Origin of the sequence: Neptuniibacter sp. 1_MG-2023 (genome assembly GCF_030547185.1) — a bacterium.
In the GTDB taxonomy this organism is placed as follows: domain Bacteria; phylum Pseudomonadota; class Gammaproteobacteria; order Pseudomonadales; family Balneatricaceae; genus Neptuniibacter.
This window is the reverse complement of sequence record NZ_JAUOQR010000006.1, coordinates 148,357-169,326: the sequence shown is the minus strand read 5'-3', so window position 1 is coordinate 169,326 and position 20,970 is coordinate 148,357. Positions and strand designations below refer to the sequence as shown.

Annotated in this window: 17 protein-coding genes; 15 read left to right on the top strand and 2 right to left on the bottom strand. The window is 43.7% G+C overall.

Translation table 11 applies throughout. The features are described 5' to 3' along the window. Positions 1-62 precede the first annotated feature (62 nt). Positions 63-284, top strand: coding sequence for a DUF2835 domain-containing protein (locus Q4492_RS09235; RefSeq protein WP_303417195.1), 222 nt, complete (start codon positions 63-65; stop codon positions 282-284). A 153-nt stretch (positions 285-437) separates the two neighbouring features. After that, a complete protein-coding gene (locus tag Q4492_RS09230; RefSeq protein WP_303417192.1) occupies positions 438-1,463 on the top strand; it encodes a quinone-dependent dihydroorotate dehydrogenase in 1,026 nt (341 codons plus the stop codon). 59 nt (positions 1,464-1,522) lie between these two features. Here Q4492_RS09230 and rmf read toward each other — a convergent pair whose 3' ends face one another. Beyond that, a complete protein-coding gene (rmf, locus tag Q4492_RS09225) occupies positions 1,523-1,729 on the bottom strand; it encodes a ribosome modulation factor (protein WP_075109595.1) in 207 nt (68 codons plus the stop codon). A gap of 309 nt (positions 1,730-2,038) precedes the next feature. On the opposite strand from rmf, the gene rlmKL reads away from it, so the two are divergent. The 3 genes from rlmKL (at position 2,039) to Q4492_RS09210 (ending at position 7,132) form a co-directional block, all read left to right on the top strand. Continuing rightward, complete coding sequence (gene rlmKL / locus Q4492_RS09220; RefSeq protein WP_303417189.1) at positions 2,039-4,183, top strand: bifunctional 23S rRNA (guanine(2069)-N(7))-methyltransferase RlmK/23S rRNA (guanine(2445)-N(2))-methyltransferase RlmL; 2,145 nt, start codon at positions 2,039-2,041, stop codon at positions 4,181-4,183. Between the two features lie 248 nt (positions 4,184-4,431). Beyond that, entirely contained in the window at positions 4,432-5,640 is a 1,209-nt protein-coding gene (locus Q4492_RS09215; protein WP_303417187.1) for an ammonium transporter, read from the top strand. Positions 5,641-6,271: 631 nt separating this feature from the next. Continuing rightward, the gene (locus Q4492_RS09210) at positions 6,272-7,132 is read left to right on the top strand and encodes a LysR substrate-binding domain-containing protein (RefSeq protein WP_303417185.1); all 861 of its coding nucleotides are present in this window, start codon (positions 6,272-6,274) and stop codon (positions 7,130-7,132) included. A 133-nt stretch (positions 7,133-7,265) separates the two neighbouring features. On the opposite strand, the gene gltA is transcribed toward Q4492_RS09210, so the two are convergent. After that, the gene (gltA, locus tag Q4492_RS09205) at positions 7,266-8,543 is read right to left on the bottom strand and encodes a citrate synthase (RefSeq protein ID WP_303417183.1); all 1,278 of its coding nucleotides are present in this window, start codon (positions 8,541-8,543) and stop codon (positions 7,266-7,268) included. 431 nt (positions 8,544-8,974) lie between these two features. Here gltA and sdhC point away from each other — a divergent pair, with 431 nt between their 5' ends. From sdhC to Q4492_RS09155, 10 genes are all read left to right on the top strand, one after another. Continuing rightward, positions 8,975-9,352 (top strand): succinate dehydrogenase, cytochrome b556 subunit, encoded by a 378-nt coding sequence (gene sdhC / locus Q4492_RS09200; RefSeq protein WP_303417181.1) that lies wholly within the window; start codon positions 8,975-8,977, stop codon positions 9,350-9,352. Continuing rightward, positions 9,346-9,693, top strand: a complete 348-nt coding sequence (gene sdhD / locus Q4492_RS09195; RefSeq protein ID WP_303417179.1) for a succinate dehydrogenase, hydrophobic membrane anchor protein — start codon at positions 9,346-9,348, stop codon at positions 9,691-9,693. Before sdhC ends, sdhD begins: the two co-directional genes overlap by 7 nt. 3 nt (positions 9,694-9,696) lie before the next feature. Next, on the top strand, positions 9,697-11,469 hold the full coding sequence (sdhA, locus tag Q4492_RS09190; RefSeq protein WP_303417177.1) for a succinate dehydrogenase flavoprotein subunit: 1,773 nt from the start codon (positions 9,697-9,699) through the stop codon (positions 11,467-11,469). Between the two features lie 12 nt (positions 11,470-11,481). Further along, positions 11,482-12,186 carry a succinate dehydrogenase iron-sulfur subunit gene (locus Q4492_RS09185; protein WP_067867002.1) on the top strand — a complete coding sequence of 235 codons (705 nt, stop codon included), beginning with the start codon at positions 11,482-11,484 and terminating at the stop codon, positions 12,184-12,186. A gap of 247 nt (positions 12,187-12,433) precedes the next feature. Next, positions 12,434-15,265, top strand: a complete 2,832-nt coding sequence (locus Q4492_RS09180) for a 2-oxoglutarate dehydrogenase E1 component (RefSeq protein ID WP_303417173.1) — start codon at positions 12,434-12,436, stop codon at positions 15,263-15,265. A 58-nt stretch (positions 15,266-15,323) separates the two neighbouring features. Further along, a complete protein-coding gene (gene odhB, locus Q4492_RS09175) occupies positions 15,324-16,535 on the top strand; it encodes a 2-oxoglutarate dehydrogenase complex dihydrolipoyllysine-residue succinyltransferase (protein WP_303417171.1) in 1,212 nt (403 codons plus the stop codon). A gap of 41 nt (positions 16,536-16,576) precedes the next feature. Further along, positions 16,577-18,013, top strand: a complete 1,437-nt coding sequence (gene lpdA, locus Q4492_RS09170) for a dihydrolipoyl dehydrogenase (RefSeq protein ID WP_303417169.1) — start codon at positions 16,577-16,579, stop codon at positions 18,011-18,013. A 147-nt stretch (positions 18,014-18,160) separates the two neighbouring features. Next, on the top strand, positions 18,161-19,327 hold the full coding sequence (gene sucC, locus Q4492_RS09165; RefSeq protein ID WP_303417167.1) for an ADP-forming succinate--CoA ligase subunit beta: 1,167 nt from the start codon (positions 18,161-18,163) through the stop codon (positions 19,325-19,327). Beyond that, positions 19,327-20,199 carry a succinate--CoA ligase subunit alpha gene (sucD, locus tag Q4492_RS09160; protein ID WP_303417165.1) on the top strand — a complete coding sequence of 291 codons (873 nt, stop codon included), beginning with the start codon at positions 19,327-19,329 and terminating at the stop codon, positions 20,197-20,199. The genes sucC and sucD overlap by 1 nt, the downstream gene beginning before the upstream one ends. 135 nt (positions 20,200-20,334) lie before the next feature. Then, entirely contained in the window at positions 20,335-20,967 is a 633-nt protein-coding gene (locus Q4492_RS09155) for a hypothetical protein (protein WP_303417163.1), read from the top strand. Positions 20,968-20,970: the final 3 nt, after the last annotated feature.

The window sequence follows — 20,970 nt, the reverse complement described above, 5'->3', positions numbered from 1 at the left end:
ACAGGGCTATAAGTTATGTTTTATTGTTGCGCTCTTTATTTTGTAGCCTTTGTTAAATAGTTATGAAATCTATACTTGTTGACTTATATATCTCTGCTGATAAATATATTTTGATGTATCAAGGTGTTGCGCAAACTGTTTTTGCGCACGCACTTGATGGTCGCAGCGTACAATTTCCAGCCAAAATACTAAAACCTTTTCTATTGAAAGATGGTGTGAAGGGGCGTTTTCGTATCACTTTTGATGATCAGGGCAAATATAAAGGGATAGAGAAAATTAAGTAGAGCTAGGTCTTTTTCTTCTAACGAAACTATTGTTTTATAACTTTATGTTTTTATTATGAAAAAGCCTAACTTCTCAATTTGATCCGCTTTGCCCTATGTTATTCTGATTACGCCTCGCCTATAATCGTGCAAATTTTGTTATCTGGTATCTGTATGTTGTATTCACTGACTCGATCTTTAATGTTTCAGCTTGATCCCGAACTTTCACACAACGTCGCTTTGCATTCGATGAATCTTGCGTCTGCATTAGGTGTGAATAAGTTACTGGGTGCTGAAAAATTATCTGATCCGGTTCAGGTTATGGGTATTAATTTTCCTAACCGTGTAGGGTTGGCTGCTGGATTAGATAAAAACGGCATTGCCGTTGATGGTATGGCAGCGATGGGTTTTGGTTTTGTAGAGGTTGGTACCGTAACGCCTCGTCCCCAGGATGGAAATCCCAAGCCTCGAATTTTTCGTTTACCTGAACAAGGCGCTATTATTAATCGTATGGGCTTTAATAATGACGGTGTAGATAGATTGTTATCTAACCTAGATAAAAGTCGTTATAAAGGCGTACTAGGCATTAATATAGGTAAAAATAAAGATACGCCTAATGAAGATGCTAATGACGATTACCTTTATTGCTTACGTAAAGTTTATAGTCGAGCAAGTTATATAACCGTCAATGTTTCTTCGCCGAATACTCCAGGGTTACGGACACTGCAATACGGTGAGGCATTAAATAGTTTGTTAGATGCACTTAAATCTGAACAGGCAAAACTAGCGAAATTTCATGATCGTTATGTTCCTATCGCCGTTAAAATTGCACCGGATATGACTGATGAGGAGCTGGTTTTAGTTGCGGCATCCCTAAAGTCTTATGAAATTGATGGGGTAATAGCAACGAATACGACCTTATCCCGTGACGGTGTTGAAGGGCTGTTATACGCCGATGAAACCGGTGGTCTTTCTGGCGCGCCTTTGCGTAACAAATCTACAAAAGTGATCCGAACTCTCGCAAAAGAGCTAGATGGAGCGCTACCTATTATAGGTGTCGGTGGAATTACGGAAGGGTTTGATGCGGCAGAAAAGATAGAAGCGGGTGCAAGCCTAGTTCAAATATACAGTGGGTTTATCTACCGTGGGCCGAAGTTGGTCACTGAATCGGTTCGTGCAATAGAGCAGTTGTCTGTATAAGTTAGTAGATATAATCCCCAATGATGAGGCTCCCTATTAGGGAGCCTTTTTAAATAAGTTTAATGAAATGCTGGGTCGGCTTGTATTGCTGATACTCCATCCATGCCGCTCCAGTGAGCTTCTCGTCCTTGTCGCCAACCACTCATCCAGTGACTTCTAAGGTCTGATGTGTTGACCGGGCAGAGATCCCGAGATTTTCCACTTATGCCGGCTTGAAAGCCTCGATTGAAAAGTGTGTTACTACGATCACGTTTTTGTCTCTTCATGTAGTTGAGCCTCTCTTGATGTTTTAGTTGTGAGAGCAGCGGTTCCTTGAGACATGGTATCCGCTTAAAATCTACCTAGCAGTTAATTAAAATCAGAAGGTAGGCTTCTATTGATAACGGAAAAAGCGTGTGAGCGTGATTGAAAATGCCTATTGAGTAGCTAGAATTAATAGTACAATTTATTACGTGGGTGCAAAAAAACCAGTGCATTCATCAAGTTAGTTAATGAATAAACATTTGTGACTTTCAATGATTTTTTTTCATTGTAATCGCAAGTTGAATGAAATACTTACAGAGTAAATGATTCCTATGAAACTGTTTTTGACATGCCCTAAAGGCCTTGAGTTGCTACTTGAGGAGGAGCTGCACCAACTCGGTGTTGAAGATACCAAGCAAACAGTGGCGGGTGTGCAGTGTCATGGTGATCTTGAAGATGCTTACCGTATATGTCTTTGGTCCCGTTTGGCTAACCGTGTGTTGATGCCTGTTTATCAAGGTGATGCTGAGACGACAGAGGATCTTTATGATGCGGTCCAGCAGGTTGACTGGTTGGATCATATGCGCAGTGAAGGTACCTTATTGATCGATTTTACGGGGCAGACTCGCGCTATTAATAATACCCACTTTGGTGCATTAAAGGTTAAAGATGCCATTGTGGATCAGATTCGTGATTTAACGGGCGCGCGCCCTAGTGTCGATAAGGTTGCTCCAGATCTACGTATTAACGTGCGTATGCACCGTGGCAAAGTGACGGTGGCGATTGATCTTTCAGGTGATAGTTTGCACCGTCGTGCCTATAGGTTGCAGGCGGGACAAGCACCGATGAAGGAGAACTTAGCGGCGGCTGTTTTGCTTCGAAGTGGTTGGCCTGCACGTATCGCTGATTTTGATCTCTTGTTAGACCCCATGTGTGGTTCAGGGACGTTGTTGATTGAAGCAGCAATGATGGCTGCTGATATTGCGCCGGGCTTGCAGCGTAAGCGTTATGGCTTTTCCCGCTGGACGGGTCATCAAAAAGGGATATGGGATGAGTTGGTTGCGGAAGCGAATGGGCGAAAAGCTAAGGGTTTATCTCAATTAGAGATCAGCTTAGTGGGCCGCGATGAGGATAAATCTGTATTAAGATCCGCCAGACAAAATGCGGAACGAGCTGGAGTTGCTGAATTTATCGATTTTGCGGCCTGTCGAGTGGAAGACCTTGAACGCGAACAGTTGCCTCAAGGGGTAGGGTTGTTAGTTACTAATCCGCCTTACGGGGAGCGCTTAGGTGAAACCCAGCAGTTAATGTTTCTCTATCGTCACTTGGGTGACAAGTTAAAAGAACAGTTTGCCGGTTGGACTGCCGCTATTTTCACGTCGAACCCTGATCTGTGTAAAGTGATGGGGATGCGTGCAGATAAACAATATAAGTTGTTTAATGGCGCGTTAGAAAGTCGCCTGTTTGTTTACCCAATCTCCGAGCATCGACCAGAGCAAAGGGTGCGCGAAGAGGAGGAAGTGGTGCCGTTGAGTGATGGTGCTCAAATGTTTGCAAATCGTTTATTAAAAAATAGAAAGCAGTTAGCTAAATGGGTTAAGAAAGAGCAGATAGAATGCTACCGGCTCTATGATGCGGATATGCCGGAATATTCGGTGGCGATCGATATTTATGGTGATGAGGTGCATGTTCAGGAATATGCTGCACCGAAAAAAATTGATCCAGTTAAAACCTTCTCACGATTACAGGAAGTGATGGCTGCGATTCCTGTTGCCTTAGATATCCCTGCCAATAAAGTGATTTTAAAGCAGCGTAAAAAGCAGCAAGGTTCAAATCAATATGAAAAACAGTCAGAGACTCATCGTTTTAAAGAGGTGAATGAGTACGGTTGTCGCTTATTAGTCAACCTACATGATTACCTTGATACGGGACTGTTTCTTGACCACCGCCCAATACGCTACCGTATCCAGCAAGAGTCAGCGGGTAAAGACGTTTTAAATCTGTTTTGTTATACCGGCACTGCTTCAGTGCATGCTGCAAAAGGGGGCGCAAAAACAACGACCAGTATTGATATGTCTGCGACCTATCTAAATTGGGCAAAACGTAATCTTGATCTTAACGGCTTTGATCAGGACGCGAATCAACAGGTACAAGGTGATTGCCTTAAGTGGTTGCGAATGCAGCGTCAGCCTGCTTATGATCTGATCTTTATGGATCCTCCGACGTTTTCAAATTCAAAGCGTATGGAAGGAGTGCTTGATGTACAGCGAGATCATGTAGATATGGTTGATGCTGCAATGCGGTTATTGCGTAAAGAGGGTGTATTGTACTTTTCCAATAATTATAGACGCTTCAAAATAGATCACGAGGCGTTAAGTGATTATGTTGTTGAAGATATAACTTACAGTACTTTAGATCCGGATTTTAAACGAAATCAGCGTATACATAGCTGTTTTAGAATTACTCATAAGCTATAAGCTGTTTTTTAGTGCAGCTTATCCTGTTTGGCATACTTAATGCTTTTAAATGGTGCATAGAAGCGTTGATTAATTGATGGTGAATTAGCTGGATTCCCTGTGAAATAGGGGTTTTTAGCTTCTTTTGTCATAAATTATATTCAATTAAAAGTATAAAAAAATGCTGATTTTGCATTGCATTGGTGCCAACTATTTTTTGGCGCACAAGTGCAGTGCATTTTGCCGAATAAAAAAACAGGAGACTGTCAGTGGAAAACGTCAATAGCGCTGTAGAGACGCTAGTCCAAAGTTCGAATACCTTATTTATCTTAATGGGAGCCATCATGGTATTTGCCATGCATGCAGGCTTTGCTTTTTTGGAGGTAGGTACGGTTCGTCATAAAAACCAAGTCAATGCGCTTGTGAAAATTTTGACCGACTTTGGTTTTTCTGCAATGGCTTACTTTTTTGTAGGTTACTGGGTTGCTTATGGTGTTACATTTTTTTCACCTGCGGCGGAATTGGCAAGCAATAATGGTTATGAGTTAGTTAAGTTTTTCTTTTTAATGACATTTGCCGCAGCAATTCCAGCAATTGTTTCTGGTGGTATTGCTGAGCGTGCTAAGTTCTGGCCCTTTCTGTTAGCGTCTTCATTGATCGTAGCCTTTATATACCCTTTCTTTGAGGGGATTATTTGGAATGGTAACTTTGGTTTTCAAGCGTGGTTGGAAGAAAGCTTTGGGGCAGGATTTCATGATTTTGCAGGATCAGTTGTAGTGCATGGTATGGGTGGTTGGTTAGCGCTTGTTGCTGTGGTGATGCTAGGTATCCGTAATGGGCGTTACAAAGGCGGGCGTTTAGTGGCTTTTCCACCATCCAATATTCCATTTTTGGCCTTAGGTTCTTGGATCTTATGTATTGGCTGGTTTGGATTTAACGTTATGTCTGCACAAACTATGGATGGTATTTCTGGCTTAGTTGCTGTGAACACGCTGATGGCAATGGTAGGCGGAATTATTACAGCGTTGATTTTTGGTAAAAATGACCCGGGTTTTATTCATAATGGCCCGTTGGCCGGTTTGGTTGCTGTGTGTGCAGGGTCTGATGTTATGCACCCTATGGGCTCCTTAGTTGTTGGTGCAGTCGCCGGTGCTATTTTTGTTGTCTTGTTTACGATTCAACAGAATAAATGGAAAATTGATGATGTTTTAGGTGTGTGGCCTCTTCATGGTGTGTGTGGTGCTTGGGGTGGTATTGCTGCAGGTATCTTTGGTTCGGAAATGTTTGGTGGGTTGGGCGGTGTTAGTCTGACCTCTCAATTAATTGGTACGGGCGCTGGTATTATTGTCGCTGTTGTTGGCGGTGTTGTTGTCTATGGTGTTGTTAAGTTCCTAGTTGGCCTTCGTTTGACGCAAGAGGAAGAGTATAACGGTGCTGATTTAACTATTCATAAAATTGAATCAACCTGTGAGAGTTAACAATTTTAGTCATAGCCGATGTATCGGTTGTTATTCCTATGCATGGGGTTTTTAGATACAAATAAGCCATATTAAATAGTAAGTTAAAAAAAGCTGAGCTCTGCTCGGCTTTTTTTATGCTTAGCTTTTTGTGATTTTAGCTCTTGTGACAATGTTGTATAGGTGTTGCCAAAAATAGATAAAACACTTTCTTCGCTCATGTTTTCCTTTAGTGAAATAGTATTCCATATCGATACAGCCCTTGTTTGTTCTTTTTATCGTTAGGTTGTAGCTCGTATTTATTTCAATTATTGAGGCGACACTGCTTTCTTTCGTTTCGTAAAATTCGTCGGGAATCTCAAGAAATTCTGTTGTTATTGTTCTCTCTTGTCGGGAGGCTGCATCGGCTAGATAGCTCTTTTTGATGTGAATATTTGTGTCGGGCCAATCGTTTTTTGCTCTATTGCTCCTACTTGGTAAGTTGAAAGTGATCTTATCAGGTTGCGATCTGTGGTCTGGTGACGTCTTTCTTGCGTTTGCGTGCGACATTTTTTATCTCCTGAGTGCTTAAAATTAAGAGTAGTGATATATTTGAATTAGTAAAAACGATTAATATTAATTGTTTTGATCGTAAAATCTGATTGGTGTAATGATGGCTCAACCTAATTTAAGTAGTGATATTTTGAGAACCTTAGTTGCTGTTGTAGAGCGAGGCGGATTTATTAAAGCTGCTGACTATTTGCATAAGACTCAGTCCACTGTAAGTCAGCAAATGAAGCGCTTAGAGCAAGAGGTGGGTGTCAATGTATTTAGGACAAGCGGAAGAAAACGCCTGCTTACGAGTGAGGGGGAGATGTTGCTATCTTATGCGAAACGGATGTTGGCACTTCAGGATGATGCTATAGCTTCTCTTCAGGAGAGTGGTGCTAAAGGAGAAATTAAGGTTGGCGTGTCACAAGGTGTCGCTGAAACTATGCTTCCTGAGCTCTTAGCTAGTTTTGCTAGAGCTAACCCCGGCGTTAGGTTGTATGTAGAGACCGGTTATAGTCCCGATTTGAATGCGGGCTATGAGCGAGGTGATTATGACTTGGTTTTGACGCTTTCATTAGATGCAAATATAGGGAAAGGGGAGCTTCTTGCTGTGGAACCTCTGGCTTGGATGGGGGCTGAGGGGTGGGAGTGGTCTAGTGCTCGAGAGCTGCCCTTGGCGACCTATACTGATTATTGTCAATTTCGTAAAGCGAGCATTGCTGCTTTAAATAGCGCAGGGTTGCCTTGGCGTGTGGTTTATACTACATCGAGTTATCAGGGATTGATGGCCGCAGTAAAGAGTGGTTTGGCCGTCAGTGTTAGGCCTAAAAGTGCAGTTGGAGATGGAGTTGAGTTGGTGGGGGATAGATTGGATTTGCCGTCGCTGCCTAACGTATACAGCTGGTTGCGATATAGGCCCTCTTTAGAGGCTGGTTGCTCTTTGGCAGCCGCCTTTAAGGCGTCAATATTAAAGATACAATAAGTATTTGATTAAGAGTTTGAAAAGGCTTTTGAAGAATCAATCGTTTTATAAAAAAAGAACCCTGCAGCTTGGCAGGGTTCTTGATCTAAAAGTGTCATTACTTACACTTTTATTATTTGGCTAAATTTAATGCTTAGCCTGGGTATTTACGCTGTACTGGGCCCGTGTATAGCTGACGTGGGCGACCAATCTTGTTCGGGCTGCTGTGGAATTCACTCCAGTGAGAGATCCAGCCGATTGTACGAGACAATGCGAAGATAACAGTGAACATGTTAGTTGGAATGCCAATCGCTTTTAAGATAATGCCTGAGTAGAAGTCCACGTTTGGATATAGTTTACGTTCTACAAAGTATTCATCTTCTAGTGCGATCTGCTCTAGACGTTTAGCGATACGTAGTAGAGGATCGTTTTCTATGCCTAGCTCCGCAAGTACTTCGTCACATGCTTTCTTCATAACTTTAGCGCGAGGGTCAAAGTTACGATAAACGCGGTGTCCAAAGCCCATTAGGCGGAAGGGATCGTTAGGATCTTTAGCTTTACTAACAAACTCTTCGATATTGGATTCATCGCCAATCTCTTCAAGCATTGTTAGCACAGCTTCGTTTGCACCGCCGTGAGCGGGCCCCCAAAGTGCTGCTATACCTGATGCAATACATGCGAATGGGTTAGCGCCGGATGAGCCTGCAAGACGAACAGTAGACGTAGAGGCATTTTGCTCATGGTCTGCATGAAGTACGAAGATGCGATCCATTGCTTTCTCAAGTACTGGGTTTACCTGGTACTCTTCACATGGTGTGCCAAACATCATTTGCAGGAAGTTGCCTGCATAGCTCAGGTCGTTACGTGGGTACATAAACGGCTGGCCATTTGAATATTTGAAACACATAGCTGCGATGGTTGGCATTTTTGCGATTAAGCGGTATGCGCAAACTTCGCGGTGATGCTCATTATCTATATCAAGAGAGTCGTGGTAGAACGAAGATAGTGCGCCTACTACGCCGCACATGATTGCCATTGGGTGAGCATCGCGTCGGAAACCATTGTAGAAATGGTTAAGTTGCTCGTGAACCATTGTATGGCTCTTAACCGTTTTGACAAATGTCTCTTTTTGTTCAGCTGTTGGTAGTTCACCATTTAGAAGCAGGAAGCACACTTCCATGTAGTCAGATTTTTCTGCTAATTCATCAATTGGGTAGCCGCCGTGCAGAAGCACGCCTTTTCCACCATCAATAAATGTAATACTGGAGTCGCAAGCTGCGGTAGATACAAAACCAGGATCGTAGGTAAACAGGCCTTTACCGGTCAGTGGACGGACATCAATTACATCAGGACCTAAAGTGCCAGAGTAAACAGGCAATTCAATCGTTCCTTCCATGCCATCGACCGTCAAATGTGCTTTCTTATCAGCCATTAAAAGGCTCCTATCATTATGTTTTAGTTCTATTCTGATTTACTGCCAATCAGATCTAAGAGTCTTGGCCCGATAAATTGGACTCACACAATATAGAGTGTGAAAAAAGTTTGTCAATCAGATCAAACGGGATAATTATCGCAATGCAGCAAATTCTTAGCGTTTTTAACAGGAAACGACTTATGACTGAATTAGCATTTGGTTGTACGACTTTTTATATGTCTGTTTTTGCTAGACCAAAGGCGAAGATGGCGGTGTTTGCGTTGTAATTTATAGGTGAAATGCTTATACTCTCGCCCCGAAGTTTGTCTCTACATTGTACTTCTAGTGGAGTTGATATGTAGGTTTAAGCTTGAGGAGCGAGGTACTTATCTTCAACACTTCCGAGCAACCGAGCCCTGCAAAGGGGCCGCAAAGTGTGAACAAGAGCCGTGAATAAGAAAAGACCTGTAAACTTAGATCTTCGAACAATCAAACAGCCGCTTCCGGCGATTACTTCTATTCTGCATCGAGCAACAGGTGTGGCGCTATTTTTTGGTGCCGTATTTGCGCTATATGCGTTGGGGTTATCTCTGGAGTCTGAAGCTGGCTTCAATGAAGCAATTGATATGTTTGAAAATGGCTTCATTGCGAAGCTTATTGCGTGGGGAAGCGTATCAGCTTTGCTGTATCACTTCTTCGCGGGCATAAAACACCTGGTAATGGACTTTGGCTACTGTGAAGAATTAGACAGTGGTTTATTGGCAGCAAAAGTGACCTTAGGTCTTGCTGCAGCAGCAGTCCTCATTTCGGGAGTATGGATATGGTAACTAGTATTACTAGCTTTGGTCGTAGCGGCCTTTATGATTGGATGATGCAGCGTGTAACCGCTGTGATTCTTGCGTGCTACACCGTTTTTATGATTGGTTATCTAGCGTTTGGCGCTGAATTGACTTACGACATGTGGACGGAGCTTTTTCAGTGTACAGCGATGCGTATCTTTACCCTGCTGACGCTGTTGTCCTTTGCTGCACATGTTTGGATCGGAATGTGGTCAGTGTCTACTGATTATATCAAGCCGACCGGTATGCGTTTTGTGTTTCAGTCTGCTACTGGCCTGCTGACGTTTATTTACGTCGCGTGGGGCATTCAGATTTTGTGGGGTATTTAAACTATGTCTAAACTACGTACGCTTACTTTCGACGCAATTGTTGTCGGTGGCGGTGGTGCAGGCATGCGTGCTGCACTTCAGCTTGCACAGAGCGGTTTGAACACTGCTTGTGTAACAAAAGTATTCCCAACGCGTTCTCATACTGTGTCTGCACAGGGTGGTATTACTTGTGCTATCGCAAGTAACGATCCAAATGATGATTGGCGTTGGCATATGTACGATACTGTCAAAGGTTCTGATTATATCGGTGACCAAGATGCTATCGAGTACATGTGTTCTGTTGGCCCTCAGGCGGTATTTGAGTTAGACCATATGGGTCTGCCATTTTCACGTACTGAAACAGGTCGTATTTATCAGCGTCCGTTTGGTGGCCAATCCAAAAATTTTGGTGAAGGTGGTCAGGCTGCGCGAACTTGTGCTGCAGCAGACCGTACCGGTCATGCACTGCTTCATGCTCTTTATCAGGGCAATATGAAAGCAGGTACTACTTTCTTGAATGAGTGGTATGCAGTAGATCTTGTTAAAAATGATGATGGCGCGGTTGTAGGCTGTATTGCTATCTGCATTGAAACAGGTGAGACCGTTTACATTAAGGCTAAGGCTACCGTTCTAGCGACGGGTGGTGCTGGCCGTATCTACTCTTCTACTACTAATGCTCTTATCAATACCGGTGACGGTATGGGTATGTCTTTGCGTGCAGGTATTCCGGCGCAGGATATGGAGATGTGGCAGTTCCACCCAACCGGTATCGCAGGCGCAGGTGTGCTTGTAACAGAAGGTTGTCGTGGTGAAGGTGGGTACTTGATCAATAAAGATGGCGAGCGTTTCATGGAACGTTATGCGCCAAACGCTAAAGATTTAGCGGGTCGTGATGTTGTTGCGCGCTCCATGATTCTAGAAATTCTAGAAGGTCGTGGTTGTGGCGAAGATGGCGATCACGTTTACCTTAAGATGGATCATTTGGGTGAAGAAGTACTTCATTCTCGTCTACCGGGTATCTGTGAGCTATCTAAAACGTTTGCGGCGACTGATCCTGTGGTTGCGCCAATTCCTGTTGTGCCAACGTGTCACTACCAGATGGGTGGTATAGCTACAAATATCGGTGGTCAGGCTATTGCTCCTGATGCTGATGGTAATGATCATATTATTGATGGTCTTTATGCTTGTGGTGAAGTTGCATGTGTATCTGTACATGGTGCAAACCGTCTAGGTGGTAACTCACTTCTTGACTTGGTTGTCTTTGGTCGTGCTGCAGGTATGCAGATCGAGCAGCAGATGCGCGATGGTTATGAAGTTAAAAATGCTACTGAAGAAAACATCGAAGCAGCGATGGCTCGTCTAAATCGTCTGAATAACTCAACAGGCGGTGAGCGTGTTGCTGATGTTCGTAAGGAACTACAGAGTACTATGCAATTGTACTTTGGCGTATTCCGCGACGGTGAAAGCATGCAGAAAGGTCTTAAGCTACTTGAAGAGATTCGAGAGAAGATCAATAACTTGCATCTTGAAGATAAGAGTCAGGCATTTAATACGGCACGTATTGAAGCACTTGAATTGGAAAATCTATTTGAGGTTGCTGAAGCCACAGCTATTGCTGCAGAGATCCGTAAAGAATCTCGTGGTGCGCATGCGCGTAATGACTATACTGAACGTGATGATGAGAACTGGTTGTGCCACTCGGTTTACTTCCCGGGTGAGAAAGAAGTTCGTAAGCGTGCAGTAAACTTCGCGCCTAAGACAATGGAACCATTCCCACCTAAAATTCGTACTTACTAAGGAGCTTCTATCATGTTGGTTAGTGTATATCGCTACAATCCTGAGACAGATGATGCTCCTTACATGCAGGATATCCATATCGATATTCCTGGTGGTAAGGACATCATGGTTCTTGATCTTTTGCAGTTGTTGAAAGATAAAGATCCATCAATGGCTTATCGTCGCTCATGCCGTGAAGGTGTGTGTGGTTCTGATGGTATGAACATGAATGGCGTTAATGGCCTTGCATGTATCACGCCGTTGTCTGCTGTTGTTAAAGATGACAAGTTGGTGTTGCGCCCACTTCCAGGTCTTCCGGTTATCCGTGACTTGGTTGTTGATATGGGTCAGTTCTACAAAGCATATGAGAAGATCAAGCCTTTCTTGATCAACGATACACCACCGCCAGCGATCGAGCGTTTACAGTCGCCTGAAGATCGTGCTGAGCTGGATGGTTTGTATGAATGTATTCTTTGTGCCTGCTGTTCTACTGCTTGCCCATCTTTTTGGTGGAATCCAGATAAATTCATTGGTCCATCTGGTTTGCTTCAGGCATACCGCTTCTTGGCTGATAGCCGAGATACTGCGACCCGTGAACGTTTGGCTGACTTGGATGATCCGTTCAGCGTATTCCGCTGCCACGGTATCATGAACTGCGTTGCGGTTTGTCCTAAAGGGCTTAACCCGACTAAGGCAATCGGAAAAATTCGGAACATGTTGCTCTCTCAGGCGACTTAAGTCTAAGAAAACGGTGCCATTGGGCACCGTTTTTTTTTGTTCAGACAAAAAAATAATATTTTTGTAAAAAAATTACTATATTCGCATAAAGAATTATTAAAGGTTGAGCATAAAAGCTTTACTATAGCACTCCCGAGACAGTAATTACTGTTTGATCGGGTGAATGAAGGTAACTCAAAGAGGGGCGATATCTCGTCGGATGATCCCGACAGAATCGACAGAGCCTCCAGAGCCAGGGTGATCAAGAATGCAAGAAAGCATCATGGATCTCATGTGGAAGAATGCACATCTATATGGTGGCAATCTTTCCTACGTTGAAGAACTGTATGAAACATACCTAATGGACCCTAATGGGGTTCCTCAGGAGTGGAGAGAAGAGTTTGATCGTTTACCTAAGGTGGGCGATAACCTGACGCAGGATGTACCCCATTCCGCTATTAGGGAACATTTTCTTTACTTATCAAAAAATCAGAAGCGAGCAGCACCTGTTTCTGCGAGTTCAGTTAGTTCTGAACACGAGAAAAAGCAGGTTCGTGTGTTGCGAATGATTAACGCATACCGTGTGCGAGGACATCAGATTGCGAACATCGATCCGTTAGGGATGATGCAGCGTGAAGATGTACCCGATTTGGATCTGCGTTTTCATGAGCTTTCAGAAGCAGATTACGACACAACTTTCCAGCTGGGATCTCTGTTCTTCGGACCAGAAGAGGCGCCCCTGAAAGATATTGTTGCGGATCTGAAGAAAACTTACTGTTCAACAGTAGGTGCTGAGTATATGCATATTGTTGATACTCAGGAAAAACGTTGGTTGCAGTCTCGGATAGAACCTGTACGTTCCCATCCAGAAGCGCCGATCGAAAAGAAAAAAATGATTCTTGAGCGCTTAACGGCTGCTGAAGGTCTAGAAAAGTATTTAGGTTCACGCTATGCCGGGGCTAAGCGCTTCGGTCTTGAAGGTGGTGAATCAATGATCGTTGCCTTAAACACGTTAATACAACGTGCAGGTAAGCAGGGCGCGAAAGAGGTTGTTATTGGGATGGCTCACCGTGGCCGCCTTAATACCTTGGTGAATATTTTTGGTAAGAGCCCCTCTGAACTTTTTGACGAATTTGAAGGTAAGAAAACCTTAGATACATCAGGTGATGTAAAGTATCACCAAGGTTTTTCCTCAAATGTTGAGACTGGTGGAGGGGAGGTGCACATTGCGATGGCCTTTAACCCATCCCATCTAGAGATCTCTGCACCTGTTGTCGAAGGGTCTGTACGCGCACGTCAAGATCGTCGTGAAGATACTGTAGGTAACACTGTTGTACCCGTAAACATCCATGGTGACCAAGCATTCTGTGGTCAAGGTGTTGTTATGGAGACATTCCAAATGTCTCAAACCCGTGCTTATAAAACGGGTGGTACAATTCATATCGTTGTCAATAACCAAGTTGGTTTTACAACATCGAAACAAGAAGATTCTCGTTCTACTGAGTATTCTACTGATGTAGCGAAGATGATTCAGGCACCGATTTTCCATGTTAATGGTGATGATCCTGAAGCCGTTCGTTTTGTAACTCAGTTAGCGGTTGATTACCGTAACGAATTTAAGAAAGACGTTGTTATCGATCTTTTCTGCTACCGTCGTCGTGGTCATAACGAAGCGGATGAGCCATCTGGTACTCAGCCGTTGATGTATGCACAGATTAAAAAGCAGACACCAACACGTGAGCTTTATGCTCAAAAGCTTATTTCTGAAGGTGTTATTACACCTGAAGAAAGCAAAGAGATGGAAAAAGAGTATCGTAAGCTACTGGAAAATGGTGAGCATACGGTTAAGTCTCTTATCCATGAGCCTAATACTGAGTTGTTTGTGGATTGGAAGCCTTACCTTGGTCATGAGTGGTCTTTTGACTGTGAAACTAAGGTGGATTATAAGTTGCTACAGGAACTAGGTGATAAGATTTGTGCCATTCCTGAAGGCTTTGTGGTTCAACGTCAAGTTCAGAAAATCATAGATGACCGTAAGCGCATGGCACATGGCGCTATGGAGCTAAACTGGGGTATGGCTGAATCGTTAGCTTATGCAACTATTTTAGCTGAAGGTCATCCTGTTCGTCTTACTGGTCAAGATGTTGGGCGTGGTACATTCTCCCATCGACATGCTGTACTACATGACCAGAAAACGGCGGATATCTTCCTGCCTTTGCAAAATCTTTCAGAAGAGCAACCGTCATTAACTCTGCATGATTCGTTCTTGTCTGAGGAAGCTGTGCTTGCGTTTGAATATGGTTACTCAACGACTATGCCAAATGCATTAGTTATTTGGGAAGCTCAGTTTGGTGATTTTGCCAATGGCGCACAGGTTGTAATTGACCAGTTTATTACATCAGGTGAGCATAAGTGGCAGCGCTTGTGTGGTTTGACAATGCTTCTTCCTCATGGCTTTGAAGGCCAAGGGCCTGAGCATTCATCTGCACGTTTAGAGCGTTATCTGCAGCTTTGTGCTGAGCACAATATTCAGGTTTGTACCCCAACGACACCGGCACAGATTTTCCATCTGCTGCGTCGTCAGGTGATACGTCCTCTACGTAAGCCGCTAATTGTTATGTCTCCGAAAAGTTTGCTTAGACATAAACAGGCTACATCTACACTTGAAGAGCTTTCCGAAGGTAGTTTCTTGCCGGTTATCGGTGAAACAGACCAGCTTGATCCGAAGAAGGTTAAGCGTTTGGTTCTTTGTGGAGGTAAGGTTTATTACGATCTTTATAACCGTCGTGCGGAACTTGAAAAAGACGATGTAGCAATTGTTCGTATCGAGCAGCTATATCCATTCCCTGAAGATGCGTTAAAAGAGGCGATGGCTCCTTATAAAAATCTTGAGACTGCTGTTTGGTGTCAGGAAGAGCCAATGAACCAAGGTGCATGGTACTCAATGCAGCATCATATGCGCCACGTTCTGAATATGCATGATAGTAAATTGCACCTGGAAGGCGTTGCCCGTCCAGCGTCTGCGGCACCAGCAGTTGGATATCTCTCTGTCCATGCTGAGCAGCAGGAAGCATTAGTAAATGAAGCTATTAACGGTTGATCAGGCGATTAACCATAATTTTTAATCGCCTGACGGTGATAACGATAAAGGAAAAAATATGTCCATCGAAATCAAAGCGCCGACGTTCCCTGAATCAGTAGCAGACGGCACAATTGCAACTTGGCACAAACAACCTGGTGAAGCGTGTTCTGCTGATGATCTGATTGTAGATATCGAAACTGATAAAGTTGTTTTAGAAGTTGTAGCACCACAAGATGGTGTGATCGCTGACATCCTAAAAGGTGAAGGTGAGACCGTTTTAAGTGATGAAGTTATCGCTCATTTCACGGCGGGTGCTGCGGGTAGCGCTGCTCCTGCTGCTACTGAAGCAGTAGCGGAATCTACGGGTGATGCAGATAAAGTAGGGCCTGCAGCGCGTAAGTTGATTGAAGAGAACGGTTTAGATGCTTCTGCTATCCCAGGTACTGGGAAAAATGGCGGTATCACTAAAGAAGACGTTCAAAACTTTATGAAAAATGGTGCTCCTGCACCAGCCCCAGCAGCTGCCGCGCCTGCTCCAACGGCCGCAGCTCCAGCAGCACCAAGTGTGAATGTTGCTGTAGGTGAGCGTGTAGAGAAGCGAGTTCCAATGACGCGTCTACGTGCGACTATTGCTAAGCGTCTTGTAGAAGCTCAGCAAAGTGCGGCTATGTTAACAACTTATAATGAAGTTAACATGAAGCCTGTAATGGAACTTCGTAAGCAATATAAAGACCTGTTCGAGAAAACGCATAACGGTACGCGTTTAGGGTTCATGTCTTTCTTTGTAAAAGCTGCGACTGAAGCGCTTAAGAAATTCCCAGCGGTTAATGCCTCTATTGATGGCAATGATATGGTTTATCACGGATATCAAGATATTGGTGTTGCTGTATCAACTGAACGCGGTTTAATGGTTCCGGTTCTACGTGATACTGATGCGATGAGCTTAGCTGATGTAGAAGGGACTATTGCTGATTTTGGTAAGCGTGGCCGTGATGGTAAGTTAGGTATGGATGACATGCAGGGCGGTACATTCACTATTACTAATGGTGGTGTATTTGGTTCTTTGATGTCTACACCTATCTTAAATCCACCACAAACGGCAATTTTGGGTATGCATAAGATCCAAGAGCGTCCAATGGCGGTGAATGGGCAGGTGGAAATCTTACCAATGATGTACCTAGCTCTGTCATATGATCACCGTATGATTGATGGTAAGGAAGCTGTACAATTCCTAGTGACTATTAAAGATCTCCTGGAAGATCCTGCACGTATGCTCCTGGAAGTCTAAAGTCAGTCCTTAACAAGTATAGAGTGAAGATAGGGTAAAACATGTCTGATAAATTTGACGTTATTGTTATAGGTGCAGGTCCTGGCGGTTACGTAGCTGCTATTCGTGCAGCTCAGCTTGGTTTAAAAACTGCTTGTGTTGAAAAGTGGATAGATGAAAAAGGTGCTGCAGTTTTAGGCGGAACATGCCTGAACGTTGGTTGTATCCCTTCAAAAGCTTTACTAGAGTCTACGCACCAGTTCCATAATGCTCAGCATGCTGATGTTCATGGGATTATGACTAGCGATGTAACCATGGATGTTAAGAAAATGGTTGCGCGTAAGGACTCCATCGTTAAAAACTTAACGGGTGGTATTGCCGGTCTGTTTAAAGCGAACGGTGTTACTGTTCTTCAGGGTATGGGTAAGCTACAGGGCAATAAGCAGGTTGAAGTAACGGCTGCCGATGGTTCTACTAGCACTTATGCTGCTGACAATGTGATTTTGGCATCAGGTTCTGTTCCTGTTGAGATCCCTCCTGCTCCGTTAACAGAAGGTTTGATTCTTGATAACGAAGGCGCACTAAATATCGATGAAACACCTAAACGTTTAGGTGTTATTGGTGCCGGTGTTATCGGTCTTGAAATGGGTTCTGTTTGGGCGCGTTTAGGTACCGAAGTTACTGTACTTGAAGCAATGGATGATTTTCTGGCTCTGACAGATAAAGACGTTGCTAAAGAAGCGGCTAAACTTTTCAAGAAACAGAATCTAGATATTAAGCTAGGTGCCCGTTGTACAGGTACTGAGATCATCGATGGCAAAGAAGTGAAAGTTAAGTTCGCTGATGCCGAAGGTGATAAAGAGATTGTCGTTGATAAGCTGATTGTTGCTGTTGGCCGTAAGCCTCAGACACAAGGTCTATTAGCGGATGACTCTGGCGTGAACTTAGATGAGCGTGGTTTCATCTTTGTGAACGAACAGTGTGAAACGGGTGTTCCAGGTGTTTATGCTATTGGTGACTCTGTGCGTGGGCCTATGTTGGCGCATAAAGCATCAGAAGAGGGCATCATGGTTGCAGATATTATTGCCGGCCACCATGCACAGCTTAATTATGATGTTATTCCTAATATTATCTACACACACCCTGAATTGGCGTGGGTAGGTAAAACCGAGCAGGAACTTAAAGCTGAAGGCGTAAAAGTGAAAGTGGGTAAATTCCCATTTGCCGCCTCTGGCCGTGCAATGGCTGCTAACGAAACTGAAGGTTTTGTTAAAATTATTGCATGTGAAGAGACTGATCGTATTTTGGGCGTTCATATGGTTGGCGCTATTGCGTCCGAATTGATCGGCCAAGCGGCAATTGCTATGGAATTCTGCTCTAGTGCAGAAGATCTGCAATTGACTGTCTTTGCTCACCCAACAGTGAGTGAAGCCATTCATGAAGCAGCCTTAGCGGTTGATGGTCACGCCATTCATATGGCGAACCGCAAAAAACGCTAATAACTTAGTGTTTTGACTCGGCTAGCTGCAACGGCGCAGCTAGCTGTTTAGCAATACTTGTTGTTGAACCCAACAGGGCTGTTACGAAAGCGTATTTAGACTTTCGATACAGAAAAATCATATAGTGACAACACAACGGATTAGAGCATGAATCTTCATGAGTACCAGGGCAAACAGCTGTTTGCCGAATATGGTCTGCCGGTTTCTAAAGGAATCGCGGTAGATACTCCGGAAGCTGCTGCGGCAGCGGCTGAGAAAATTGGCGGTGATAAGTGGGTTGTTAAAACGCAGGTTCACGCAGGTGGCCGCGGTAAGGCTGGCGGCGTAAAGTTGGTTGATTCTCCTGCTGAAGCAGCTGAATTCGCAGCTAACTGGCTTGGTAAAAACCTTGTAACTTATCAGACTGACGCTAATGGTCAGCCGGTAGCAAAAATTTTGGTTGAAGACTGTACTGATATCGCTAATGAGCTTTATCTTGGCGCAGTAGTTGATCGTTCTTCTCGTCGTATTATTTTCATGGCATCTACTGAAGGTGGCGTTGAAATTGAGAAGGTTGCTGAAGAAACTCCTGAGAAAATCCTGAAAGCTGAAATTGATCCTTTGACGGGTGCTCAGCCATATCAGGGTCGTGAACTAGCATTTAAATTGGGCCTACAAGGTGACCAGATTAAACAGTTCGTTCATATTTTCCTTGGTCTAGCAAAAATGTTCGAAGAGAAAGATCTTGCATTACTGGAGATCAACCCTCTTGTTATTACTGATGCAGGTAACCTGCACTGCCTAGACGCTAAAGTAGCGATTGATGGTAATGCTGTATACCGTCATAAAGACCTTCAGGCGATGCATGATCCATCTCAAGAAGATGAGCGTGAAGCGCATGCTGCTGAGTGGGATCTGAACTACGTTGCTCTAGATGGCACTATTGGCTGCATGGTTAACGGTGCAGGCCTAGCAATGGGTACGATGGATATCGTTGCATTGCACGGAGGCTTCCCAGCTAACTTCCTTGATGTTGGCGGCGGTGCGACTAAAGAACGTGTTACTGAAGCGTTCAAATTAATCCTAGCTGATGACAAAGTTAAAACAGTATTAGTTAACATCTTTGGTGGTATCGTACGTTGCGATCTAATTGCTGAAGGTATTATTGGTGCTGTTAAAGAAGTTGGGGTAAACGTACCGGTTGTAGTACGTCTGGAAGGTAACAATGCTGAACTAGGTTCTAAGCTATTAGCTGAATCTGGTCTTGATATCATCGCAGCTACTAGCTTGACTGACGCAGCACAGCAGGCAGTAAACGCAGCGGAGGGTAAATAATGTCCGTTTTGATTAATAAAGACACCAAAGTAATCTGTCAGGGTTTCACTGGTGGTCAGGGTACCTTCCACTCTGAACAAGCAATTGCCTATGGCACTAAAATGGTTGGCGGTGTTACACCAGGTAAAGGTGGTTCTACTCACCTAGGTCTACCTGTATTTAACACGGTTGCTGAAGCTGTTGCTGAAACAGGCGCAGAAGCGTCTGTTATCTATGTTCCTGCTCCTTTTTGTAAGGATTCTATCCTTGAAGCAGCGAATAGTGGAATTAAGCTGATCGTTTGTATCACTGAGCATATTCCTGTTATGGATATGCTTCAGTGTAAAGTTAAATGTGACGAGCTAGGCGTGCGCCTAATCGGCCCTAACTGCCCAGGTGTTATTACTCCAGGCGAATGTAAAATTGGTATTATGCCAGGTCACATTCACTTACCGGGTAAAGTTGGTATCGTTTCTCGTTCAGGTACGTTGACTTACGAAGCTGTGAAGCAGACTACAGATGCTGGCTTTGGCCAGTCTACCTGTGTAGGTATTGGTGGTGACCCAATTCCAGGTTCTAACTTCATCGATATTTTGGAAATGTTCCAGAATGATCCACAGACTGAAGCGATTGTTATGATCGGTGAAATCGGTGGTACAGCTGAAGAAGAAGCGGCTGCTTATATCAAAGCAAATGTAACTAAGCCTGTTGTATCTTACATTGCTGGTGTTACTGCACCTGCAGGTAAGCGTATGGGTCATGCCGGTGCGATTATCTCTGGCGGTAAAGGTACTGCTGATGAGAAGTTTGTAGCCCTTGAAGATGCAGGTGTTAAGACTGTACGTTCTTTGGCTCAAATCGGTGATGCTTTGAAAGAACTTACAGGCTGGTAAGCTACCTCCTGTTAAGAAAAAGGCAGCTTCGGCTGCCTTTTTTTGTTTTAGTTTCTTGCTGTTTAGTTTGACGACTGGATAATTCAGCAACTATTGTGATGTTAACCGTAATTAGACGATTGTTGATTAATTCTTATGAATAAAACTATTGTATTAGGTGGTGTAGCTGCGGCGGCTGTTCTTGTTGCTGCGGGGGTTGGTTTTTATTGTTATATGCTTAAAACTGAGTTGTCAGAGTACAAAAAGCTTGGTGATCTGGCGTCTATGCAGCAATTCAGTCAAGAGAACTATGATTTAACAAAAGAAAATAAAACATTACAGGGTTCGATTGATAAGATCCAAAAGGGGTTTCTTAACTATCGAAAAAACGAGTTACTTGAGGCAGAACGTCGTACAGAAAGACGTGTTGAAACGGCTATTGCTTCTTTTACGCCTATTTCAGGACCTTATGTGTTCACGGCTATCGCTGCGTTAGAGCAGCGAGAATTATGTGCGCATACTCAGCAGTTGGTTCAGTTAGAAGCTGAACTTTTTGAAACTTCAGATCCTGCTGTTGTGATGCAGCAGGATAAAGTTTGCTCTGTTCGTTTAGAGCGAAAATTAATTCCTTTGTTTAAATATCAAATGCTTAGGGTTCGGGCTGGGATGACTGGATCACTGGAGCATTTAAGAATTGATGCAGAAAAGAAATTTGTTAGTGCGCGAGAGCTATTATCTAAGTGGCAAATCCCAGTCGAAAAAGAGTTAGATTCCTACACTAAATTTTAACTG